This is a genomic window from Pseudomonas sp. CFBP 13710 (assembly GCF_014842235.1).
GTDB lineage: Bacteria > Pseudomonadota > Gammaproteobacteria > Pseudomonadales > Pseudomonadaceae > Aquipseudomonas > Aquipseudomonas baltica.
Genome location: NZ_JACYVJ010000010.1, coordinates 1 through 23,809, shown reverse-complemented (window position 1 = coordinate 23,809; position 23,809 = coordinate 1). Strand labels below are relative to the sequence as shown.

At 63.4% G+C, this 23,809-nt stretch carries 14 protein-coding genes and 1 pseudogene; 11 read left to right on the top strand and 4 right to left on the bottom strand.

The window, feature by feature from the left end:
* The first annotated feature begins 210 nt into the window (after positions 1 to 210).
* Together putP and IFT44_RS17835 are read left to right on the top strand one after the other, a co-directional pair.
* Positions 211 to 1,698, top strand: coding sequence for a sodium/proline symporter PutP (putP, locus tag IFT44_RS17840; protein WP_192176330.1), 1,488 nt, complete (start codon positions 211 to 213; stop codon positions 1,696 to 1,698).
* A gap of 75 nt (positions 1,699 to 1,773) precedes the next feature.
* Positions 1,774 to 2,613 carry a 23S rRNA (adenine(2030)-N(6))-methyltransferase RlmJ gene (locus IFT44_RS17835; RefSeq protein WP_122479765.1) on the top strand — a complete coding sequence of 280 codons (840 nt, stop codon included), beginning with the start codon at positions 1,774 to 1,776 and terminating at the stop codon, positions 2,611 to 2,613.
* A 101-nt stretch (positions 2,614 to 2,714) separates the two neighbouring features.
* Here IFT44_RS17835 and IFT44_RS17830 read toward each other — a convergent pair whose 3' ends face one another.
* The 3 genes from IFT44_RS17830 to aceE all read right to left on the bottom strand — a co-directional run bounded on the left by IFT44_RS17830 (position 2,715) and on the right by aceE (position 10,321).
* Complete coding sequence (locus tag IFT44_RS17830; protein ID WP_192059527.1) at positions 2,715 to 5,405, bottom strand: sensor domain-containing phosphodiesterase; 2,691 nt, start codon at positions 5,403 to 5,405, stop codon at positions 2,715 to 2,717.
* Positions 5,406 to 5,702: 297 nt separating this feature from the next.
* A complete protein-coding gene (aceF, locus tag IFT44_RS17825; RefSeq protein WP_185794785.1) occupies positions 5,703 to 7,664 on the bottom strand; it encodes a dihydrolipoyllysine-residue acetyltransferase in 1,962 nt (653 codons plus the stop codon).
* An 11-nt stretch (positions 7,665 to 7,675) separates the two neighbouring features.
* Entirely contained in the window at positions 7,676 to 10,321 is a 2,646-nt protein-coding gene (gene aceE / locus IFT44_RS17820) for a pyruvate dehydrogenase (acetyl-transferring), homodimeric type (protein ID WP_122479762.1), read from the bottom strand.
* A gap of 382 nt (positions 10,322 to 10,703) precedes the next feature.
* On the opposite strand from aceE, the gene glnE reads away from it, so the two are divergent.
* The 9 genes from glnE (at position 10,704) to IFT44_RS17775 (ending at position 21,881) form a co-directional block, all read left to right on the top strand.
* Complete coding sequence (gene glnE, locus IFT44_RS17815; protein WP_192176329.1) at positions 10,704 to 13,712, top strand: bifunctional [glutamate--ammonia ligase]-adenylyl-L-tyrosine phosphorylase/[glutamate--ammonia-ligase] adenylyltransferase; 3,009 nt, start codon at positions 10,704 to 10,706, stop codon at positions 13,710 to 13,712.
* Positions 13,713 to 13,924: 212 nt separating this feature from the next.
* Positions 13,925 to 14,974 carry a lipopolysaccharide heptosyltransferase II gene (gene waaF / locus IFT44_RS17810; protein WP_122479760.1) on the top strand — a complete coding sequence of 350 codons (1,050 nt, stop codon included), beginning with the start codon at positions 13,925 to 13,927 and terminating at the stop codon, positions 14,972 to 14,974.
* Position 14,975: 1 nt separating this feature from the next.
* Positions 14,976 to 16,040, top strand: coding sequence for a lipopolysaccharide heptosyltransferase I (gene waaC / locus IFT44_RS17805; protein ID WP_192176328.1), 1,065 nt, complete (start codon positions 14,976 to 14,978; stop codon positions 16,038 to 16,040).
* Positions 16,040 to 17,161: a glycosyltransferase family 4 protein gene (locus tag IFT44_RS17800; protein ID WP_122479758.1), complete on the top strand. Its 1,122-nt coding sequence runs from the start codon at positions 16,040 to 16,042 to the stop codon at positions 17,159 to 17,161. Before waaC ends, IFT44_RS17800 begins: the two co-directional genes overlap by 1 nt.
* A complete protein-coding gene (gene rfaP, locus IFT44_RS17795) occupies positions 17,158 to 17,964 on the top strand; it encodes a lipopolysaccharide core heptose(I) kinase RfaP (RefSeq protein WP_192103230.1) in 807 nt (268 codons plus the stop codon). The genes IFT44_RS17800 and rfaP overlap by 4 nt, the downstream gene beginning before the upstream one ends.
* Positions 17,964 to 18,698, top strand: coding sequence for a lipopolysaccharide kinase InaA family protein (locus tag IFT44_RS17790; RefSeq protein WP_192059539.1), 735 nt, complete (start codon positions 17,964 to 17,966; stop codon positions 18,696 to 18,698). Before rfaP ends, IFT44_RS17790 begins: the two co-directional genes overlap by 1 nt.
* Positions 18,695 to 19,447 carry a lipopolysaccharide kinase InaA family protein gene (locus IFT44_RS17785; RefSeq protein ID WP_192176327.1) on the top strand — a complete coding sequence of 251 codons (753 nt, stop codon included), beginning with the start codon at positions 18,695 to 18,697 and terminating at the stop codon, positions 19,445 to 19,447. Before IFT44_RS17790 ends, IFT44_RS17785 begins: the two co-directional genes overlap by 4 nt.
* Positions 19,447 to 20,886 (top strand): lipopolysaccharide kinase InaA family protein, encoded by a 1,440-nt coding sequence (locus IFT44_RS17780; RefSeq protein ID WP_192103232.1) that lies wholly within the window; start codon positions 19,447 to 19,449, stop codon positions 20,884 to 20,886. The genes IFT44_RS17785 and IFT44_RS17780 overlap by 1 nt, the downstream gene beginning before the upstream one ends.
* A 143-nt stretch (positions 20,887 to 21,029) precedes the next feature.
* The gene (locus IFT44_RS17775) at positions 21,030 to 21,881 is read left to right on the top strand and encodes a PAAR domain-containing protein (protein ID WP_192176326.1); all 852 of its coding nucleotides are present in this window, start codon (positions 21,030 to 21,032) and stop codon (positions 21,879 to 21,881) included.
* 409 nt (positions 21,882 to 22,290) lie between these two features.
* On the opposite strand, the pseudogene IFT44_RS17770 reads toward IFT44_RS17775, so the two are convergent.
* A pseudogene (locus IFT44_RS17770) lies at positions 22,291 to 23,809 on the bottom strand (Ig-like domain-containing protein); the annotation flags it as partial.

Genomic DNA, 23,809 nt, shown 5'->3' with positions numbered 1-23,809 from the left:
CGAATGCTCCGAAAGGAAGCAGATACACCGTGTTTATCCAGATGTTTCCAGAGGTGCAACTTGCTTGCCAAAAGGGGTTGCGCCCGTCTCCAATGCCGGCCTAAAGTTCGGCGCCGTTGGGTCAACCCGGACATCCTGCAATCTGCCGACCTGTACATGAAGCGCCGAAGCGCGCTCGCAGGCTCATAAAAACAACACAAGGAGACACCCATGAGTGTCAGCAACCCCACTCTGATCACCTTCGTGATCTACATCGCTGCCATGGTCCTGATCGGCCTGTTCGCCTACCGTTCCACCAACAATCTTTCCGACTACATTCTCGGCGGTCGCAGCCTTGGCAGCGTGGTCACGGCCCTGTCCGCCGGCGCCTCGGACATGAGCGGCTGGTTGCTCATGGGCCTGCCGGGCGCGATCTACATGTCCGGTCTTTCGGAGGGTTGGATCGCCGTCGGACTGATCATCGGCGCCTACCTGAACTGGCTGTTCGTCGCAGGCCGGCTGCGCGTGCAGACCGAACACAACGGTGACGCCCTGACCCTGCCGGACTATTTCGCCGGGCGCTTCGAAGACACCAGCGGCCTGTTGCGGATCATCTCGGCGGTAGTGATCCTGGTGTTCTTCACCATTTACTGCGCCTCAGGCATCGTCGCCGGCGCGCGGCTGTTCGAAAGCACCTTCGGCATGTCCTACGAGTCCGCCTTGTGGGCCGGCGCTGCAGCGACCATCGCCTACACCTTCGTTGGCGGGTTCCTGGCGGTAAGCTGGACGGACACGGTGCAAGCCACCCTGATGATCTTCGCGTTGATCCTCACGCCCATCGTCGTGGTGCTGGCCACTGGCGGCGTCGACACGGCCTTTCTGGCCATCGAGGCGCAGAACCCGGCCAACTTCGACATGCTGCGCGGTACTACCTTCATCGGCATCATCTCGCTGCTGGGCTGGGGGCTGGGCTATTTCGGCCAACCGCATATTCTTGCCCGCTTCATGGCCGCCGATTCGGTGCGCTCCATTGCCAAGGCGCGGAGCATTTCCATGACCTGGATGATCCTTTGCCTGGGTGGCACGGTGGCCGTGGGTTTCTTCGGTATCGCCTACTTCTCGGCGCACCCCGAGCTGGCCGGTCCGGTCACCGAGAACCACGAGCGGGTGTTCATCGAGCTGGCCAAGATCCTCTTCAATCCGTGGATTGCCGGGGTGCTGCTGTCGGCCATTCTGGCTGCGGTGATGAGCACCCTCAGCTGCCAGTTGCTGGTGTGCTCCAGCGCCCTGACCGAAGACTTCTACAAGGCGTTCCTGCGCAAGGGCGCCTCGCAGCGCGAACTGGTCTGGGTGGGCCGCATGATGGTGCTGCTGGTGGCGTTGGTTGCCATCTGGCTGGCGTCCAATCCCGACAACCGCGTACTGGGCCTGGTCAGCTACGCCTGGGCAGGTTTCGGCGCGGCGTTCGGACCGGTGGTGCTGATCTCGGTGGTCTGGAAAGGCATGACCCGCAACGGTGCGCTGGCGGGCATTCTGGTAGGTGCAGCGACGGTGATCGTGTGGAAACACTTCGAGCTGCTGGGGCTGTACGAGATCATCCCAGGCTTCGTGTTCGCCAGCCTGGCTATCCTGATCGTCAGCAAGCTGGGCCGCGGGCCGTCACCGGCCATGGTCAGCCGCTTCGAACGCGCCGAGGCGGCGTTCCACCAAGGCAAGTGATGCAGTGGGGGCTGCCAGCTCCCCTGAAAAACCCCATCTGAAATGCTAGACTCCTGCGCATCTGCAGGAGTCCCCATGAACTATCGTCATGCCTTCCACGCCGGCAATCACGCCGACGTGTTCAAACATATCGTCCTCACCCGGCTGGTTGCGCTGATGTCGCGCAAGGAACAACCCTTCGCCTACCTCGACACCCATGCCGGGCTGGGGCTCTACGACCTGCGCGGCGACCAGGCCACGCGCACCGGTGAATGGCTCGAAGGCATCGCCCGCCTGTGGCAGGCCACCGACCGCCCGGCGCTGACCGACGACTACGTCAAGGTCATCAACCGTCTCAATACCGAAGGCGAGCTGCGTTACTACCCCGGCTCGCCCGAGCTGGCACGCCGGTTGATGCGCCAGCAGGACCGCGTGCTGCTCAACGAGAAACACCCCGAAGACGGCCAGCTGCTCAAAGAAAACATGAAGAAGGACCCGCGTGTGGCCGTGCACCTGGGCGAGGGCTGGCACGTGCCGCGGGCCCTGCTGCCGGTGGCCGAGAAACGCGCGGTGATGCTGATCGATCCGCCGTTCGAGCAACTCGACGAGCTCAAGCGCTGCGCCACTGCCCTGAAGGAAACCATTGGCCGCATGCGCCAGACCGTGGCGGCCATCTGGTACCCGATCAAGGACGACGAGCGTGCGCTCAAGCGTTTCTACCAGGACCTCACCAGCACCGGCGCGCCGAAGCTGCTGCGCGTGGAGTTGCTGGTGCACCCGCTGGACACACCGCAGAGCCTGAACGGTTCGGGACTGGTCATTGCCAACCCGCCGTGGGGCCTGGAAGAAGAATTGCGCGAGCTGATGCCCTGGTTGGCCAATCTGCTCGGCCAGAGCCAGGGCGGCTGGAAGATGGACTGGCTGATCGCCGAATGACCCTCAAGGCGTGAGGCGCGGCCCTGTGCCGCCCGGCCCGCGATCCCCTGGCGGGTCGTTGGCCACGTACTGCCGGTGCTACGCCTCGGCACAGCGCAACGTCAGGCCTTCGGCCCGCGTGGATAGCGTTTGAGCCGTTCGATCAGTTCGGCGCCGGGAATCGGCTTGTCGAACAGATAACCCTGGCCCACGTCGCAGCGTTGACGCCGCAGGAAGGCCAGTTGTGCAGCGGTTTCGATACCCTCGGCCACGACCTTGAGCTTGAGGTTGTGCGCCATGGCGATCACTGCCGAGGTAATTTCCATGTCGTCCTGGTTGTCAGGGATCTCGTGGATGAAGCTGCGATCGATCTTGATCACGTCGATGGGGAATTTCTTCAGGTAACTGAGCGAAGAATACCCCGTGCCGAAGTCATCCATGGCCAGGGTCATGCCCAACTGCTTGAGCTGTTCGAGTTGCTGATGGGTGTCCACGGTGGCTTCCAGCAACAGACCCTCGGTCAGCTCCAGCTCCAGCAACGAGGCGTCCAGGGCCTCTTCCTGCAGAATGCTGGCGATGGACGCAACTAGGTCGGGGTCGGAAAACTGCTTGGGCGACAGGTTGATCGCCACCTGCAGGCGGCCCAGCCCGGCCGCTGTGAGGGCTTTGCTCATGCGGCAGGCCTGACGCGCGATCCACTTGCCAATGGGGATGATCAACCCCGTCTCTTCGGCCACGCTGATGAACTGATCGGGGCGAATCATGCCTTTTTCCGGATGGTTCCAGCGCAGCAGCGCCTCCATACCCAGCAGGCGGCCGGTGCGCAGGCACAGCTTTGGCTGGTAGAACACATCCAGTTCGTTCTGGGTCAGTGCGCGCCGCAGGTTGTTTTCCACGAACAGCTTGTAGCTGGCCTCGGCGTTCAGCGCCTCGGTGAACACCTGCACCTGATGCTTGCCATTGGCCTTGGCCTTGTGCAGCGCAAGGCCTGCGTTCTTCATCAAGGTCTGCGGGTCGCGCCCGTGCAGCGGTGCACAGGCCAGGCCTACGGAACCGGTGACGTTGATCAACTGGTTATCCACGAACATCGGCTTGTCCAGCGTCAGCAGCACCTCCTGGGCAATGCGCTGGCCGGCTTCCAGATCAGTGTCGTGCAGCAGCACGGCGAATTCGTTGCTGGCAAAACGTGCCAGGCTGCCGGCCGGACTCAGGCTGTTGCGCAGCCGGCGCGACAGGCTCACCAGCAGCTTGTCGCCGGTCTGGTGGCCAAGGCTGTCGTTGATCCGTTTGAAGTTGTCGATGTCCACCAGCATCATGCTGATCGGCCGGTCGCTGTCGTGGGCGAAGCTTTCATCCAGGCAGCGGATGAACGCCGGGCGGTTGCCCAGGTTGGTCAGATTGTCGGTGTAGGCCAGGCGCTCGATGCGCTGCTGGGCCAACTTGCTCTGGGTGATGTCTTCGTAGATGCCGATGTAATGGGTCAGCTCACGGTCGTCGCCGTACACCTTGGAGATCGACAGCTGGCCCCAGTAGGGTTCCAGGTTCTTGCGGCGGCTCTTGAATTCGCCTTGCCAGCTGTTGCCGTTGGCCAGGCTCGAAGGCGCGTCGAACAACAGCTCGCTGAGGTTTTCCAGGGCTGGCAGATCCGCCAGGCGCTTGCCGTGGACTTCCTCGGTGCTGTACTGGGTGATCGCGGTGAAGCTGGGGTTGACGTACTCGACCACGCCATCGCAGTTGACCAGCAAAAAGGCATTGGCGCTTTGTTCGACCGCGCGCTGGAACAGATTCAAGGCGCTGGTGGCCGCACGACGGTCGTGGTTGTTGATCACCTGGGCGAACTGGTCGGCGAGCTCGCCGGCGAAGGCGATCTCGTCCGCACGCCAGACCCGCCCACCGCCACTCTGCTCCAGGCACAGCACGCCGACCACCTGGCCGTCGATACGGATGCTGGCATCGAGCACCGAGCTGACATCGCGCATTGCCAGTTGCCGGGCAAGCTGGCGCGTGCGCGGATCGCTGGCCACGTCGCTGGCGTCGATGGCGCGGCTGGCGTGCAGGGCTGCCAGGTAATCGGGGAATTCCCCCAGGTCTACAGGCTGCAGACAGCCATGCACCTGCCGATCACCGTAATAGGCGGTAATGGGCAGCAGCTGCTGGCCTTGCAGCGTCCACAGGCTGGCACAGTCCACGGCATAGATATCGCAGGCATTGCGCGTGATCAGTTCGGCCGCCTCGAGCAACGGCTTGTGAGGCCCGTAGCGTTGTTGTGCCAGGCTCAGGATCAATGCCTGCTGGGCGCTGGCGCGCTCCATGTGCTGCAGTTGTTCCTGTTGCGCGCGCTGGTTCAGTTCCAGCGCCATCTGCAGCGGGCTGCTCGCGCTGGCGGGTTTCAGCGTGTCGTCGACTACGTCGCCGACGGCCGCGTCGACCACCATCAGGTAGCCCCGCAACAGCTGCCGATTGCGTTGGCGAAAGGCTTCGCCCAGCTCCATCAGGTGCAGGCTGCCGTGGTTGCTGTGCAGAGTGTACCGCACGGTGTAATGGGCGCTGTCGACCAACTGCGCCTGGATGGCATCGTGCAGACGGTGCCGCGCCTCCGGCTCCATCAGGCTGGCGTAGGGCGAGCCGGTCAGCGAGCACAGCTGCGCAGCGGGAAGACCGAAGGTTCGTTCGCAGGCCGGATCCAGATAAAGCAGTGCCCAGCTGGCCTCGTTCAGCCGTTCGAAACGCAGCATTCCCAGGCGCGAGGGCACCGGCAGCTGCGTCACTACCTCGGCCACCATGCGGTTGGCGGCATCGGGCTGGCTTTTCATTGAAAACTCGCTTCAAGGGTACTGGTCGCGCAGGGACAACCATCCTTACAGGCTAGGGTCCCTACAGGCGGGCGCGTCAGGCAAGGTTGCATCATGGCGCTCGGGCTTACAAGCGGTACAGTGGCTCGGTGCTTCCATGTTGTCGGCAGGCGCACAAAATTCTGCAATTGGATCCGAAAATACTGGTTACATGAGGGCATTTACGCTCTGCGCTGCACACCGTTCCCGTACTTCGCGGTCGAATCCAGGGCAAAAAAAACCCACCGGTAATGGTGGGTTTTTTTCATTCGGCCAGCGTTACAGCAGCATGGTGCGGATATCGGTCAGCAACTCGCCCAGACGTTTGGTGAAGCGCGCAGCGGCCGCGCCGTTGATCACACGGTGATCGTAGGACAGCGACAGCGGCAGCATCAGCTTGGGTTGGAACGCCTTGCCATCCCAGACCGGCTGGATGGTGGCCTTGGAGACACCCAGGATCGCCACTTCCGGCGCGTTGACGATCGGCGTGAAGCCGGTGCCGCCAATGTGCCCGAGGCTGGAGATGGTGAAGCAGGCACCCTGCATGTCGTCTGCCGAGAGCTTCTTGGTCCGGGCTTTTTCGGCCAGAGCGGCGGCTTCGGCAGCCAGTTGCAGCAGGCTCTTCTGGTCGACGTTCTTGATCACCGGCACCAACAGGCCGTCCGGCGTATCGACCGCGAAGCCGACGTTGACGTATTTCTTGCGGATGATCGCCTTGCCACTGGGCGCCAGCGAAGCGTTGAAGTCCGGCAGCTCCTTGAGCAGGTGCGCACAGGCCTTGAGCAGCAGCGGCAGCACGGTCAGCTTGACGCCGGCCTTTTCCGCCACGGCTTTCTGCGCCACACGGAACGCTTCCAGCTCGGTGATATCGGCCTGGTCGAACTGGGTCACGTGGGGCACGTTCAGCCAGCTGCGATGCAGGTTGGTGGCACCGGCCTGCATCAGGCGGGTCATCGGTACTTCTTCGGTTTCGCCGAAGCGGCTGAAGTCGACCACCGGGATCGGCGGAATGCCAGCACCGCCGGTGGCGCCGGCAGCAGCGGCCGGTGCCTCCTTGGCCTTTTGCATCATCGCCTTGACGTAGACCTGCACGTCTTCCTTGAGGATGCGACCGTGCGGGCCGGTCGGGCTCACCGCGTTCAGCTCGACACCGAACTCGCGCGCCAGTTGGCGAACGGCCGGGCCGGCATGCACCTTGGCACCGGCCGCTGCGGCAGGTGCTGCGGGTGCGGCAGCAGGCTTCTCGGCAGCCGCCGGGGCAGCTGCAGGCTTGGACTCAGCCGCAGCGGCAGCCGGTGCAGCCGCCTGGGCCGGCGCTGCAGGGGCAGCACCGGCCACTTTCAGCTTGAGAATCAGGTCGCCGGTACCCACTTCGTCTTCCAGCTTGACGCTGACGCTTTCAACCACGCCGGCAGCCGGAGAAGGAATCTCCATGCTGGCCTTGTCCGATTCCAGGGTGATCAGCGACTGGTCGGCTTCGACCGTGTCGCCGGCCTTGACCAGTACTTCGATGATCTTGGCCTTGCCGGCCGAACCGATGTCCGGCACGTGGATGTCCTGCACGCTGTCGCCAGCAGGCGCTGCGGCCGGCTTTTCAGCCGCTGCAGGCGCTGCTGCGGCAGGCGCGGGAGCGGCGGCCGCTGGGGCAGCAGCAGGGGCTGCGCCTTCGACCGCAAGCTTCAGGATCAGGTCACCGGTACCGACTTCGTCGTTCAGCTTGACGCTGATGCTTTCCACCACGCCAGCAGCCGGCGATGGAATTTCCATGCTGGCCTTGTCCGACTCCAGGGTGATCAGCGACTGATCGGCGGTGACGGTGTCACCCACCTTCACCGAAATCTCGATGATCTGCGCCTTGCCCGACGAGCCGATGTCCGGCACGTGGATGTCCTGGCTCGAAGCCGCGGCAGCGGGAGCAGCGGCTGGGGCAGCGGCAGGCGCGGCCTCGGCTTTCTCTTCCAGCTTTGGTGCAGCCGCAGGCTCGGAAGCCTGGGGTGCTTCTTCAGCACCCTCGACTTCCAGCTCCAGCAGTTCGTCGCCTTCTTTCAGGCGGTCGCCCAGCTTGACCTTGATGCTTTTCACGACGCCCGCCTTGGGCGCCGGTACTTCCATGCTGGCCTTGTCCGATTCGAGGGTCAGCAGGCTCTGCTCCGCCTCGATGCGGTCGCCGACCTTGACCAGCAATTCAATGACTTCACCTTCACCGCTGCCGATGTCAGGTACGCGAATGAGTTCGCTCACAAAAAATCTCCTCAGCAGTCCAGTGGGTTGCGTTTGTCAGGGTCGATACCGAACTTGACGATGGCCTCGGCCACCACCTTCGCTTCGATATCGCCGCGATCTGCCAAGGCTTCCAGAGCAGCCAGCACGACGAAGTTGCGGTCCACTTCGAAGAAGTGACGCAGCTTCTTGCGGCTGTCGCTGCGACCGAAGCCATCGGTACCCAGGACTTTGAATTCCTTGGAAGGAACCCACTGACGAATCTGCTCGGCGAACAGCTTCATGTAGTCGGTAGAGGCAATGACCGGACCCTTGCGACCGCTCAGGCACTCTTCGACGTAGGTGGTCTGCGGCTTCTGCCCGGGGTGCAGGCGGTTCGAACGCTCGACGGCCAGGCCGTCGCGGCGCAGTTCGTTGAAGCTGGTGACGCTCCACACGTCGGCGCCGACGTTGAACTCTTCGCGCAGGATCTTCGCCGCTTCGCGGACTTCACGCAGGATGGTGCCCGAGCCCAGCAACTGGACGTGGTGCGCCGCTTCCTTGGTGTCTTCCTCGAGCAGGTACATGCCCTTGATGATGCCTTCCTCGGCGCCGGCCGGGATGGCAGGCTGGGTGTAGGCTTCGTTCATCACGGTGATGTAGTAGAAGATGTCCTGTTGCTCTTCGGTCATCTTCTTCATGCCGTCCTGAATGATCACCGCCAGCTCGTAGCCGTAGGTGGGGTCATAGGTGCGGCAGTTCGGGATGGTCGCGGCAAGCAGATGGCTGTGGCCGTCTTCGTGCTGCAGGCCTTCGCCGTTCAAGGTGGTCCGGCCGGCGGTGCCGCCGATCAGGAAGCCACGGGTGCGGCTGTCGCCAGCGGCCCAGGCCAGGTCGCCGATACGCTGGAAACCGAACATCGAATAGAAGATGTAGAACGGCAGCATCGGCTGGTTGTGGTTGCTGTACGACGTACCGGCGGCGATGAACGACGACATGGCGCCGGCTTCGTTGATGCCTTCCTCGAGGATCTGGCCCTTCTTGTCCTCGCGGTAGAACATCACCTGGTCCTTGTCGACCGGATCGTAGAGCTGACCGACGGAGGAGTAGATGCCCAGCTGGCGGAACATGCCTTCCATACCGAAGGTACGGGCCTCGTCCGGGATGATCGGAACGATACGCTGACCGATTTCCTTGTCCTTGACCAGCTGCGACAGAATCCGCACGAACGCCATGGTGGTGGAAATTTCACGGTCGCCCGAACCGTCCAGGATCGCCTTGAGGGTTTCCAGGGGTGGCGTCGGAATGCTGAAGCTCTTGGCCCGGCGCTGCGGCACGAAACCGCCCAGTGCGGCGCGGCGCTCGCTCAGGTAGCGGGCTTCGGCGCTGCCTTCTTCAGGCTTGTAGAACGGCATGCTTTCCAGCTCGTCGTCCTTGATGGGGACGTCGAAGCGGTCGCGGAATTTGCGCAGGCTGTCGACGTCGACCTTCTTGGTGTTGTGCGCGGTGTTCTTGGCTTCGCCTGCACCGGTGCCGTAACCCTTGATGGTCTTGGCCAGGATGACGGTCGGCTGATCCTTGTGGTTCACCGCCTGATGGTAGGCCGCATAGACCTTGTACGGGTCGTGGCCACCACGGTTGAGCTTCCAGATCTCGTCGTCGGACAGGTCGGCGACCATGGCCTTGAGTTCCGGCGAGTTGAAGAAGTGCTCACGGACGAACGCACCGTCCTTGGCCTTGTAGTTCTGGTACTCGCCGTCGATGACTTCGTCCATGCGACGCTGGAGGATGCCGTCGACGTCTTTTGCCAGCAGTGGGTCCCAGAAACGGCCCCACACGACTTTGTTGACGTTCCAGCCACCGCCACGGAACACGCCTTCCAGTTCCTGGATGATCTTGGCGTTGCCGCGAACCGGGCCGTCGAGGCGCTGCAGGTTGCAGTTGATGACGAAGATCAGGTTGTCCAGCTTCTCGCGGCCTGCCAGGGAGATCGCGCCCAGGGATTCGGGCTCGTCGCACTCGCCGTCGCCCATGAAGCACCAGATCTTCTGCTTGCCGGCAGGGATGTAGCCGCGGGCTTCCATGTACTTCATGAAGCGCGCCTGGTAGATCGCCTGGATCGGGCCCAGACCCATGGAAACGGTCGGGAACTGCCAGAAATCAGGCATCAGCCAAGGGTGCGGATACGAAGACAGGCCCTTGCCGTCCACTTCCTGGCGGAAGTTGTTCATCTGGTCTTCGCTGATGCGGCCTTCCATGAAGGCGCGTGCGTAGACGCCAGGCGAAGCGTGGCCCTGGAAGTAGATGAGGTCGCCACCGTGTTCGTCGGTGGGGGCCTGGAAGAAGTAGTTGAAGCCGATGTCGTACAGGGTCGCGCTGGAGGCGAAGCTGGAAATGTGGCCGCCCAGATCCGGGTCGCGCAGGTTGGTGCGCACCACCATCGCCAATGCGTTCCAACGCACCAACGAGCGAATGCGGCGTTCCATGAACAGGTCGCCAGGCATGCGTGCTTCGTGGGTGACGGGGATGGTGTTGCGGTACGGCGTGGTGATGGCGTAGGGGAGTTGTGAACCACTGCGGGTGGCCAACTCGCCCATGCGGGTCATCAGGTAGTGAGCGCGGTCTTCGCCTTCTTTGTCGAGGACCGACTCCAGGGCATCCAGCCATTCCTGGGTTTCGACGGGATCGAGGTCTTGCATGGCTTGCTCCAGGGCGGAAAGGCTTCCAGAATCGAAGCCTGAGTTTGCGACTGGCCTTGTGGGCAGACGATATTGAATTCTTGGATTACCGGCAGCTTTTCCGGCGAGCTGTAGTTTTACTACAAATCCCTGCCCTTTTCATGCCCCTGCGGGCGGTGGGCAGCCGGGTAGACACAGGATACAGGCTTTTGGCCCCCCGTCCGGTTGTGGGTTGGATCGTTACCTGTGATCGAATGTATTCATCTTGAGGCCATGCGTGAGTGACTTGTGCCAACATATTGGAAAAGTCAGCTATTTATCACCTTTGTTCGACAGATCAGGGACAGATGAACCTGTCTATACAGACCTTTACCAGGCTCTTCACGCTGCACAAGGATAGACCATGAACCTGCCTTTGCTGGTCGAAATTCCGGCTGTTCTCACGCCTTTGGTGTCACGCAATCGCGAGTCGTTCCAGGCGGCGGTGGCGGGGGCTGAGGACCTGTTCGCCGATCTCAGCAGCACCACGCACACTGTGGGAGCGGGCTCTGCCCGCGAAGAGGCCCTCCCAGTCACCACCCCCCTCAACTGGCTCACCAAGCGCTGGCAACAATGGGACCGCGTCACCACCGCCAGCGACTTCGTCCTGCAGCAGGCCATCCAGAACCCCGCCATGCTGCTCGGCCTCATCGCCAGCGGCGACCTCGACCGTCCCTTCAGGCCCGGTGAACTGCGCGAGCAGATCGCCCTCGCCGTGGCCCAGGCCGAGAGCGAAGACGACCTTGCCCGCATCCTGCGCCGCCAGCGCGCGCGGCAGCAGGTGCGCATCATCTGGCGCGACCTCAACCGCCTCGCCGACCTGGTGCAGACCTGCCGCGACCTGTCGGACATGGCCGACGCCTGCATCGACCAGGCCTATCAATGGCTGTACCCGCGCCAATGCCAGCAGTTCGGTACGCCCATGGGCCGACGCAGCGGCGAGCAGCAGCACATGGTCGTGCTCGGCATGGGCAAGCTGGGGGCAGTGGAGCTGAACCTGTCGTCCGACATCGACCTGATCTTCGGTTACCCCGAAGGCGGCGAAACCCAAGGGGTGAAACGCCCCCTCGATAACCAGGAGTTTTTCATCCGCCTCGGCCAGCGCCTGATCAAGGCCCTGGATCCGATCACCGTCGACGGTTTCGTCTTCCGCGTCGACATGCGCCTGCGCCCCTACGGCTCGTCCGGTGCGCTGGTGCTCAGTTTCAACGCGCTGGAGCAGTACTATCAGGACCAGGGTCGCGACTGGGAACGCTACGCCATGATCAAGGCGCGGGTGGTGGCCGGCGACCAGCAGGCTGGTGTGCAACTGCTCGATATGCTGCGACCGTTCGTCTATCGCCGCTACCTGGATTTCTCCGCCATCGACGCGTTGCGCACCATGAAGCAACTGATCCAGCAGGAAGTGCGGCGCAAGGGCATGGCCGACAACATCAAGCTGGGCTCGGGCGGCATCCGTGAAGTCGAATTCATCGCCCAGGCGTTCCAGTTGATCCACGGCGGACGTGACCTGAGCCTGCAGCAGCGACCCTTGCTCAAGGTGCTGGCGACCCTGGAGGGGCAGGGCTATCTGCCTGCTGCGGTAGTGGACGAGTTGCGCGAGGGCTATGAATTCCTGCGCTACACCGAGCACGCCATCCAGGCCATCGCCGATCGGCAGACACAGATGCTGCCCGACGATGAGCGGGACCGTGCGCGCATCGCCTTCATGATGGGCTTCGCCGACTGGCCGGCTTTTCACGCGCGCCTGATGCACTGGCGCGGCCGCACCGCCTGGCACTTCGCGCAGGTGATCGCCGACCCGGACGAAGACGCCGAGAACAGCGAGGCAATGGTGATCGGCGGCGAGTGGCTGCCGCTGTGGGAGGAAACCCACGACGCCGATGCGGCCTGCCGGCAGTTGCAGGAAGCCGGTTTCAGCGACGCACGCCAGGCGCTCAAGCGTCTTGAAGACCTGCGCAGCAGCCCGCAACTTCGGGCGATGCAGCGCCTGAGCCGCGAGCGCCTGGACGCCTTCATTCCGCGCCTGCTGGCGCAGGCGGTGGAGCACGCCGACCCGGACCTGATTCTGGAACGGGTGCTGCCGCTGGTGGAAGCCGTGGCGCGGCGCTCGGCGTACCTGGTACTGCTGACGGAGAACCCCGATGCCTTGCGTCGCCTGCTGACCCTGTGCGCCGCCAGCCCATGGATCGCCGAACAGATTGCGCGTTTCCCGTTGCTGCTCGACGAACTGCTCAACGAGGCACGGCTGTTCAACCCGCCGTTGGCACCGGAGCTGGCCGCCGAGTTGCGCGAACGGCTCACGCGCATTCCCGAGGACGACCTGGAGCAGCAGATGGAAGCGCTGCGGCATTTCAAGCTGGCGCACAACCTGCGCGTGGCCGCTTCGGAAATCGCCGGCGCCTTGCCGCTGATGAAGGTCAGCGATTACCTGACCTGGCTGGCCGAAGCGATTCTTGCGCAGGTGCTGGCCCTGGCCTGGCACCAGACCGTGGCGCGCCATGGCGTACCCAAGCGGGCCGACGGCAGTGACTGTGATCCGGCCTTCGTCATCGTCGGTTATGGCAAGGTCGGCGGCATCGAGCTGGGCCATGGCTCGGACCTGGACCTAGTGTTCATCCACGATGGCGACCCGAGCCTGGAAACCGACGGCGCCAAGCCGATCGACAGCGCCCAGTTCTTCACCCGCCTGGGCCAGCGCATCATTCACCTGCTGACTGCACAGACCAACTCCGGCCAGCTGTACGACGTCGACATGCGCCTGCGTCCCTCCGGTGCGGCGGGGCTGCTGGTCAGCTCGGTGGCGGCGTTTTCGCGCTACCAGCAGACCGAGGCGTGGACCTGGGAGCACCAGGCGCTGGTGCGCGCCCGGGTGCTGGTAGGCTGCCGCCAGACGGGCGCCGAGTTCGAGCAAGTGCGTGGCGCCGTGCTGGCCAAACCGCGCGACCTGGATACGCTGCGTGCCGAGGTCAGCGAGATGCGCGCGAAGATGCGCGACAACCTGGGGACGCGGCAGACGGCAGCAGGGCGCGGCGCCAATGCCTTCGAAGCTGGCCAGCGCTTTGACGTCAAGCAAGACGCCGGTGGTATCGTCGATATCGAATTTATGGTGCAATACGCGGCTCTGGCGTGGTCGGGCAAGCACCCGGACCTGCTGCGATACACCGACAACATTCGCATTCTCGAAGGCCTGGAAGAGGCCGGATTGTTGCCCGCCGCCGATGCGGGGTTGCTGCGCGAAGCCTACAAGGCCTACCGCTCGGCCGCTCATCGTCAGGCCCTGCAGAAGCAGGCCGGGGTGATCCCGGGCAACCAGTTCATCGATGAACGGCGCGAGGTGATGCGGATCTGGGGTGAGTTGGGGTTGAGTTGAAGGCGGTACCCACCTATTTGCCCCGTAGGAGCGGTCAGTGGCCGCGAACAGGGCTCCGCGGTTTTTCAGGCACTGCGCGGCGTCTGGTTCGCGGCCGCTGACCGCTCCTACGGGTGACCCCGATCCCCGTAGGAGCGGCCAGTGGCCGCGAACAGGCTGGCACCGAAAACCCTGGCACCACCGCACCACCCGACTGACTGTTCTGGAAAACTATGAGAATTCTGATCATTGGGCCCAGCTGGGTCGGTGACATGGTAATGGCACAGACCCTGTTCCAGAGCCTCAAGCAACGGCACCCCGACTGCCTGATCGACGTGCTGGCGCCTGAATGGAGCCGCCCGATCCTGGAGCGCATGCCCGAAGTGCGTGCGGCCTTGAGCTTTCCGCTCGGCCACGGCGCGCTCGAACTGGCCACGCGCCGGCGCATCGGTAAAAGCCTCAAGGGTCATTACGACCAGGCCATCCTGCTGCCCAACTCGTTGAAGTCGGCGCTGGTGCCGTTCTTCGCCGGCATCCCCAAGCGCACCGGCTGGCGCGGCGAATTTCGCTACGGCCTGCTCAACGACGTGCGCACCCTGGACAAGCAACGCTACCCGTTGATGATCGAGCGCTTCATGGCCTTGGCCTTCGAGCCCGGCGCCCTGTTGCCGCAGCCGTATCCGCGCCCCGAACTGCGTATCGACCCGGCCAGCCGCGACGCTGCCCTGGCCAAGTTCGGCCTGGCCCTGGATCGCCCGGTGCTCGCCCTGTGCCCCGGCGCCGAGTTCGGCGAAGCCAAGCGCTGGCCGTCCGAGCACTATGCCGAAGTGGCCGAAATCAAGATCCGTGAAGGCTGGCAGGTCTGGCTGTTCGGCTCCAAGAAAGACTTCCCGGTGGGCGAGGCGATCCGCGAGCGGCTGATTCCCGGCCTGCGCGAGGAAGCCTACAACCTGTCCGGTGAAACCGCGCTGGCCGAGGCCATCGACCTGATGTCGTGCGCCGACGCCGTGGTGTCCAACGATTCGGGCCTGATGCACGTGGCCGCCGCGCTCAACCGGCCGCTGGTGGCCGTGTACGGCTCGACCTCGCCAGGTTTCACGCCCCCCCTGGCAGAAAAGGTCGAGGTGGTGCGCCTGGGCCTGGATTGCAGCCCGTGTTTCGACCGCACCTGCCGCTTCGGCCACTACAATTGCCTGCGCCTGCTGGAACCCCAGCGGGTTGCCGATGCGTTGCAGCAGGTAGAAGGGCCGGCCACGGTCGAACTGACAGTCAAGGCGGAATGAATTGCGGGTACTGCTGATCAAGACCTCGTCCATGGGCGACGTCATCCATACCCTCCCGGCGCTGACCGACGCGGCCCGTGCCGTGCCAGGCATCCGTTTCGACTGGGTGGTGGAGGAGGGTTTCGCCGAGATCCCGAAATGGCATCCGGCCGTGGATACGGTCATTCCGGTGGCCATACGCCGCTGGCGCAAGAACCTTTGGCAGGCCTACAAAAGCGGCGAATTCAAGCTACTGCGTCAGCGTCTGCGCGCCAACCGCTATGACTTGGTGATCGACGCCCAGGGGCTGCTCAAGAGCGCCTGGCTGACGCGTCTGGTCAAGGCCCCGGTGGCCGGCCTCGACAAGGGCTCGGCCCGCGAAGGCCTTGCCAGTCGTTTCTATCATCGGCGTTTGGCCGTCGCGCGCGGCCAGCACGCGGTCGAACGCGTGCGCCAGCTGTTCGCCCTGGCACTGGGCTATGACCTGCCCAAAGGCACCGGCGACTACGGCCTCAATCGCCTGCAGTGGCGCGACCTGATTCCCGGCCCGGCGTTCGTGGTGTTTTTGCACGGCACCACCTGGGACACCAAGCATTGGCCGGAAGCCTACTGGCGCGAGCTGGCCGAACGCTTGGGGCATGCCCACATCCAGGTGCGATTGCCATGGGGCAGCGACAGCGAACGCGAACGCGCGCAACGCATTGCCGCAGGCCTCAAGAACTGCGTGGTGTTGCCTCGGTTGAACCTGGCCGGGATGGCGCAGATCCTGGCCGAAGCCCGCGCCTGCGTTGCGGTCGACACTGGCCTTGGCCACCTGGCCGCCGCCCTCAATGTGCCGACCATCTCCCTGTTCGGCCCGACCAACGTTGGCCTGACCGGCGCCTACGGTCGTGGCCAGATCCACCTGGCCAGCGATTTCCCACCCTGCGCGCCGTGCATGCAGAAAACCTGTACCTACCAGCCGACGCCGGATGACCAGCGTCGGTTCGATCTCAAACGCGAGTGGCCGCTGTGTTTCACCCGGCTCGACCCCGAGCGCGTGGCAAGCCGACTGAGCACCGTGTTACTGGCCGAGGATCTTCGCTGATGCAACTGGCATTCGTGCTCTACAAGTATTTTCCCTTTGGTGGCCTGCAGCGCGATTTCATGCGCATTGCCCTGGAGTGCCAGCGCCGTGGCCACGGCATCCGCGTCTACACGCTGATCTGGGAAGGCGAGGTGCCCGAAGGTTTCGAGGTCCACGTCGCGCCGGTCAAGGCGTTCTTCAACCATCGGCGCAACGAGAAGCTGCTGAGCTGGATGCAGGCTGACCTGGCCAAACGCCCGGTCGATCGCCTGATCGGCTTCAACAAGATGCCCGGCCTGGACGTCTACTACGCGGCCGACGGCTGCTACGAAGACAAGGCACAGAACCTGCGTCATTCGCTGTACCGCTACTGGGGGCGCTACAAGCATTTCGCCGACTACGAGCGGGCCGTGTTCGGCCGCGATGCGAAAACCGAAATCCTGATGATTTCCGAGGTCCAGCAACCGCTGTTCATCAAGCATTACGACACCCCGCTGGCGCGCTTTCACCTGTTGCCGCCGGGCATCGCCCACGACCGTCGTGCGCCGCCGGACGCGGCGCTGATCCGCGCCGAATTCCGTGGCGAATTCATGCTCGAGGACGACGAGCTGCTGTTGGTGCAGATCGGCTCCGGCTTCAAGACCAAGGGCGTGGACCGCAGCCTCAAGGCCATGGCGGCCTTGCCAGCGGCGCTGCGCAAGCGCGTGCGGCTGATGGTCATCGGCCAGGACGACCCCAAGCTGTTCCAGATGCAGGGCGCAGCGCTCGGCCTGGGCGACCGGGTGCAGTTCCTCAAGGGCCGCAGTGACATTCCGCGCTTCCTGCTCGGCGCCGATGTACTGATTCACCCCGCCTACAACGAGAACACCGGCACCGTGCTGCTCGAAGCGGTGGTGGCTGGCTTGCCGGTGCTGGTTTCGGCGGTGTGCGGCTATGCCCATTACATCGCCCAGGCCGACGCCGGGCTGGTGCTCAGCGAGCCCTTCGAGCAGGAAGAGCTCAACCGCTACCTGCAGCGCATGCTCGAGGACGACAGCGCCCGCGCGGCCTGGTCGGCCAATGGCCTGGCCTTCGCCGACAGCGCCGACATCTACAGCATGCCCGAACACGCTGCCGACGTTATTCTGGAGGCGCGACCATGAAGCTGGTGCTCGACGAGCCGTTCAAGACGCTGTGGGCCGGGCGCGATCCATTCGTCGCCGTCGAAGCGCTGCAAGGCGAAGTGTTTCGCGAACTCGAAGCACGCCGCACGCTGCGCACCGAAGTCGACGGCAAGGGCTATTTCGTCAAGATCCACCGTGGCGTCGGCTGGGCGGAAATCACCAAGAACCTGCTCACCGCCAAGCTTCCGGTGCTTGGCGCCGGCCAGGAGTGGAAGGCCATCCAGCGCCTGCGCGAGGCCGGCGTGCCGAGCATGACGGCGGTGGCCTACGGCGAGCGCGGCAGCAACCCGGCCGATCAGCATTCGTTCATCATCACCGAAGAGCTGGCGCCTACCATCGACCTGGAAGTGCTGAGCCTGAACTGGGCCAAGCAGCCGCCGCAACCGGCGCTCAAGCGCGCACTGATCGCCGAAGTGGCGCGCATGGTCGGCATGATGCACCGCGCTGGGGTCAACCACCGCGACTGCTACATCTGCCACTTTCTGCTGCACACCAACAAGCCGGTCAAGGCCGACGATTTCAAGCTCTCGGTGATCGATCTGCACCGTGCCCAGGTCCGTCCGCGCATCACCCGCCGCTGGCGCAACAAGGACCTCGCCGCGCTGTATTTCTCGGCGCTGGACATTGGCCTGACGCGCCGCGACAAGCTGCGCTTCCTGCGCGACTATTTCCAGCAGCCCCTGCGCCGCGTGCTCAAGGAAGAAGCCGTACTGCTCGGCTGGCTCGACGGCAAGGCGAACAAATTGTACGACCGCAAATTGCGCTACGGGGATGCTCTCTGATGGCGGGCTGGAACCTGGAAGCGGGCTACGAGCACCTGCAGGCCGACTTCGGCAGCCTGGACAGCGTGTTCGCCCTCACCGGCGAGCGCCTGACCCGCGACCCGTTGTCCGAGGTGATTCGCGTGCAGCGCGGTGGGGTCAACTATTACGTCAAACGCTACGTGGGTGCCGGCAAGGGCCTGCGCGCACACCTGGGCAAGCCAAGGGTGAGGGCCGAATGGCAGAACCTCAAGCGCTTCGCCAAGTGGGGCATTCCCACTGCCGAAGTGGTGGCCTGGGGCTTGGAACGCAATGGCGCCAGCTATGACCGCGGGGCGCTGATCACCCGCGAACTGCCCAACACCCAAGACCTGCACCAACTGGCGCTGAGCGACGATCCGCGGTTGCGCAACCGGACCTGGGTCGACCACATCAGCCGGCAGCTGGCACAGCACACGCGCACGCTGCACGACAACCACTTCACCCACAACGATCTGAAGTGGCGCAACCTGCTGGTGGACGACAAGGACGTGTTGTACTTCATCGACTGTCCCAATGGTGCTTTCTGGCGCAGCTTCATGCTGCGCTATCGCATCATCAAGGACCTCGCCTGCCTGGACAAGCTGGGCAAGAGCGAACTGTCCAACACCCAGCGCCTGCGCTTCTACCTGCAGTACCGCCGCCGCGAAAAGCTCAATGCCTCGGACAAGCTGCGTGTGCGCAAAATCGTCAAATTCTTCGAGGGCCGCGAATGAGCGACTTCATCGCCAGCGAGGAGCGCGCCTTGCTGGAGCGCCACGGGCTGGCCACATTCGATGCACTGTGGAACCTGCAACTGGACGCCGTGGACGAACCCAACACCGGCCGTGGCGGCTGGAGCAGCGTGTATCGGCTGGACCTGGAAGGCCGTGGTTTCTATCTCAAGCGGCAAAGCAACTATTTGACCCGTACCCTGGCCCGGCCCTTTGGCGAGCCGACCTTTGCCCGCGAGTTTCGCAACATCAGCCGCTATCGCAAGCAGGGCATCCCGGCGTTGCAGGCGGTGTTCTACGGTCAGCGCCAGGTTCAGGGTGAAACCCGTGCCATGCTCATGACCCGCGCCCTGGACGGCTGGTCCGACCTTGAAGCGGTGCTGCAGCAGTGGCCGACCCTGGCCCCGCAAGAGCGCCGCGCGGTGCTGGTGGCGTGCGGCGAGCTGGGGCGCATCCTGCATTCGGCAGGGCAGGTGCACGGCTGCTTCTACCCCAAGCATATTTTTCTGCGCGCCACGGCCAGCGGCTACCAGGCGCAATTGATCGACCTGGAAAAGACTCGCCCGCTGCTGTTCGGCCAGCGCGACCGCGCCAAGGACCTCGAACCGTTGCTGCGCCGGGCACCGCGCTGGCAGGCCGCCGACATTCGCGTTTTGCTCGCCGCGTATCTGGCCCAGTCCGAAGCCAGCCCCCAGGTCGACGCCTGGCTTCAACGTTTGAGCCGCCGTCGCAACCACAAGGAAGGCCGCTGATGCGCCTGTCTGAACTGACCCAAGCCGGCCGCACTCCCGCGTTGCCCCTGAGCATCACCCTGGCTGACGCCGCCGGCCCCGCCGAGCTGCAACTGCTGACCCTGTTGCGCGTGCTGCCCGGCCAGCGTTACGTCGGTGCCGGTATCTGGCGCGGCCGCACCGTGCTCGCCAAACTGCTGGTCGGCAGCAAGGCCGCCCGGCATTTCCAGCGCGAACTGGAAGGCGTGCGCCTGCTGGCCGAACAACACCTCACCACCCCGCAACTGCTCGCCGACGGCCTGCAGGAAGGCGAGGGCGGCTGGCTGCTGTTCGAGTACCTGGAAAACGCCCACAGCCTGGCCGACGAATGGGCCCGCGTGGAAACCCTGCCACCTCTGGCCGACGAACAGACCGTGGTGCTCAGCGAAGCCCTCGGTGTCATCGGCCAGATGCACGGCAAGGGCCTGTGGCAGCAAGACCTCCACCTGGACAACCTGCTGCGCCACAACGGCCAGGTGTTTCTCATCGACGGCGCCGGCATTCAGGCCGAACAGGTCGGCAAGCCGCTGTCACGGCAGAAGGTCCTGGAAAACCTTGGCGTGTTCTTCGCCCAACTGCCCAAGCACCTTGAACCCTTCACCGAAGAGCTGCTGGTGTATTACCTGCTGGCCAACGGCGAACACGGCCTGCCCATGGAAGCGCTGCAGAAGCAGATCGACAAGGTCCGCGCCTGGCGCCTGAAGGACTATCTGAGCAAAGTGGGCCGCGAATGCAGCCTGTTCAGCGTGCAGGACAGCGCCTCCAGCCTGCGCGCCGTGCGCCGCGAAGAAGAGGCGGCCCTGCTGCCAGTGTTGCGCGATGCCGATGCCCTGCTCGAACAGGGTCATATCTACAAGACCGGTGGCGCCGCCACGGTCGGCCGCGTGCACAGCCAAGGCCGCGACCTGCTGATCAAACGCTACAACATCAAGAACCTGCTGCACTGGGGCAAGCGCTTCTGGCGCCCGAGCCGCGCCTGGCATTCGTGGGTCGAGGGCAATCGCCTGCTGTTCCTCGGCATCGCTACCCCCAAGCCGCTCGGTGTGCTGGAAAAGCGCGTGCTGTGGCTGCGTCGCGAAGCCTACCTGATGACCGAACACCTGGGCGGCCCGGACCTGATCGAAGCCTTCGCCGCCCATGTCGACACGGGTGACGTTCCCGAGGATCAGCTCCAGGCCCTGGACCAGCTGTTCGCCGACCTGATTCGCGAACGCATCAGCCACGGCGACCTCAAGGGCCACAACCTGTTCTGGCACGACGGCCGCTGGGCGCTGATCGACCTCGACGCCATGCAGCAACACGGCAGCGACAGCAGCTTCGCCCCTGCCCACCAGCGCGATCGTGAACGGTTGCTGCGCAACTGGCCGGACGGCAGTGCCCTGCGTGTGCTGCTGGATCAGCGTTTGCCCCGAGAAATGTAGCCGCAACGTACGTCGCGCACGGAATTCAGGACTTTTCCTGCATTTGCGTCGGATGGGTCCTACAGACGTGCTTCCACAACTCCCGGAAACTCCTGTCGCTTGGCGGCCCTGCGTGGGCCAGCGGCAGAGCAGGGGGGTTGGACATGAAACTGGGCTACTTCATCCGGTTGGGCGACAAGACATCGTGTGGCGGCACGGTCCTTGGTGGCGAGCGGGCCGTCACCCTGCTCGGCGTTCCGCGTTCGCGCGAGGGCGATCGCGTGTCCTGCGGAAAAAGCACCGGCGAGTTCCACATCGTCGGCGGCGTCGAGCAGCTCAAGAGCAACGGTCGGCGTGTCGCCGGCAGCCTCGACAGCACCAGCAGCTGTGCCTGCAACGCCCTGCTGATCCCGTCGTCGTTCAGTACCCAGTACGAGTCCCTGCGCCCGGTCAAACCGCGGCTTGCTGCCATGCCCCTCGTGGAGACGGCGCAGAGCTGCGGCCATCCGGACCAGTTGCTGTCGATCACCACCTACATGGCCGGCGAGATCAACCGCAACGTCCGTCACCCGACCATCGCCAGGATCAGGCAGCTCAATCGCTACGATGCCACCCAGGCCTCGTTCACTTACAACGCGCTGCCCTGGCACGCACGTTGGTGGGCACGCGACCCACAAGTGGTCGCCAACGCTTGCAAGAACGAAGCGGTTGCCCTGTGGGTTGGACAAATGGATGACAACCGTGAGTGGAACTACCAGGCCAAGGTCGCGCAGTTGCAGAACTCCACTTGGCACAAGCAAGGCCGATACCTGTATCACGTAGGGTTGTGGGCGGGTATCCATTACGGCTATCTGGGCATGGCTGCTGGGTTTTCCCAAGCTGTGCTGCTCGATGGCATCGATGCACAAACACCGCTGGAACAGCGCCGCACCCTGCGCCACTGCCATGCCACCGCCGAACGCCTGGCCATCAACTCGGCATGGACCTTTACAAGCGCCACCCCGAAGGCGTGGTAACCGCCAAGGCCATGATCAATGCGGTACTCGCAGCCGAGCGGGAAAACTGGAGCAAAGGCAGGCGTGAGCATCGGTGCAGTTCTGGTCTGCGGTCGGGTGCTGGAAGGGCTCGCGAGGGGGGGTTGCAAGCTACTTGAGTGGCGGGGGCGTGTTGGTGGTGGGTGTCAATCATACTCCCGGTTTGCCAGCAGGGTGGAAGTAGAAGTGGGCAACCGCCACTTCTGGACTTCCACTCGCTGGTTTCGCCGCTAATACTGTGAGTGGGACTGGTGGCCGAGCTTTTTACCTGTGAACACTTTCACGCTTTTACTGCTCGCCGCGAGGTGACATTCGTTCATGAGCTTGAAGCTGTGCAGGAAATGAAGATGCCCTTCCTGACTACTCAAGGTCATCTCTTAACCCCCTAAGGCTATCGGTAAGTCATCGTAATCTCGTCCATCATTATTGCGCTACCTCGGTGATGAAAGCGGATTGATGCGATTCGTCGCGGAACTTGTGGCGCATTTATGTACTGGCTACCAGCATAGGCGTAAGACATTGCCATAATGGTACCTGAACTGTCTTTGTATTGAACTTGGCATTCGTTCGTGCCGCTGTTAAGATGCAAGCTAAAGCGGATACCTTTGATTGGAGTAATAAATGTCCAGTCCACTGGATAGTAGCTGGAGTTCTCGGAGTGGCCCCTCGCGCCGAAGTACCTACCTGAAAACATAGGGTAGGGCAGTCCGCTAGCAGGCCCGGTGATTGAAGTTGTAGTGTTAGTGATCGAACTAAAGTAGCGGAATCTGACATTTGTATAAGGTTGGAATTCTCGAGGTTGCTCAAGCTCGAAGTCTTCCTTCACCCAGTCAGGCACATCTGCCCGGACAAATCCCCACGCAACCGAAGACTCGCCGCTGCCGTACAGCGCCTTGGCAGTGAGTGAATGGTTGCCTGCTGCAAGGGCACTCACGCTATGAGTCCAGTTTCCTGTGGCGTTCACCTGTGCAACGCCTTTTGAAATGACTCCGTTATCGAAGATTTCCACTTGCGTATTGGGCGTGGCGGTACCGCTGATCGAAACCGTCAGGTCGGGCGTGGTGCCGCCATTAGGTACTTCCTCAATTGAATCCCGCACGCTGGAAATGACCGGTGCCGTTTGAGCCGCCTTATTGAAGGCCCTTGCTGCCGAAACCAACCCATTGCCATAAAGTCCTTTCGCCGTGATCGAATGCGTCCCCAGTGCCAGGCCCGACAGGGGAGCGCTCCAGTTCCCCCCCGTATCAACGGAAGCGTTGCCCTTGGACGTCGCGCCGTCGAACAGCTCTACTTGCTGGCTGGCAGTGGCCGTACCGCTCACCGTAACGCTGTTGTCGTACGTGGTTCCGCCGGGGCTGATCTCGCTCCACGAATCCCGCACGCTGCTGATCGTTGGCGCGTTGTCGGCCACAGCGACCACCGCATATGCGCGAGAATCGAAGATCGTCGCTGTTGCTTCGTTGCTTCCCCCGTTCATGGCAACCTTGAAGGTCACAGTCAACCTACTCTGATGCCTCAAAGCCTTCAATTCAGCCACAGGGACTTTCACCGTCTTGCTTCCCGAGCTTACCCAGGCACTGTCGACAGCGTCAGGTGGTGCCAGCATCCGTATGTTGTATTCAGTTCCATTCGACCTGTAGCCCTCGAGGGTCAGCCATACCTGTTGTCCCGCAACGATCAGTGGCCAATGACCAACGCGCAGCGTAGCGTCATCTGTCAGGGCACTCACATCGAGGCTTCCACCGATGGCTTCTAGAATCTGCAGGTCGCTGAGCGTATTGGCTGGCAACGTCAGCACCTGCAAACTCAACACCTCCGACACCGGCCTCACCGCCCCACTCTGATTGGCCGCATAAAACACCTCCGCCGTCTTGCCCAGCGAAGCCGCCAGAATCGGCGCAGGAATAGCC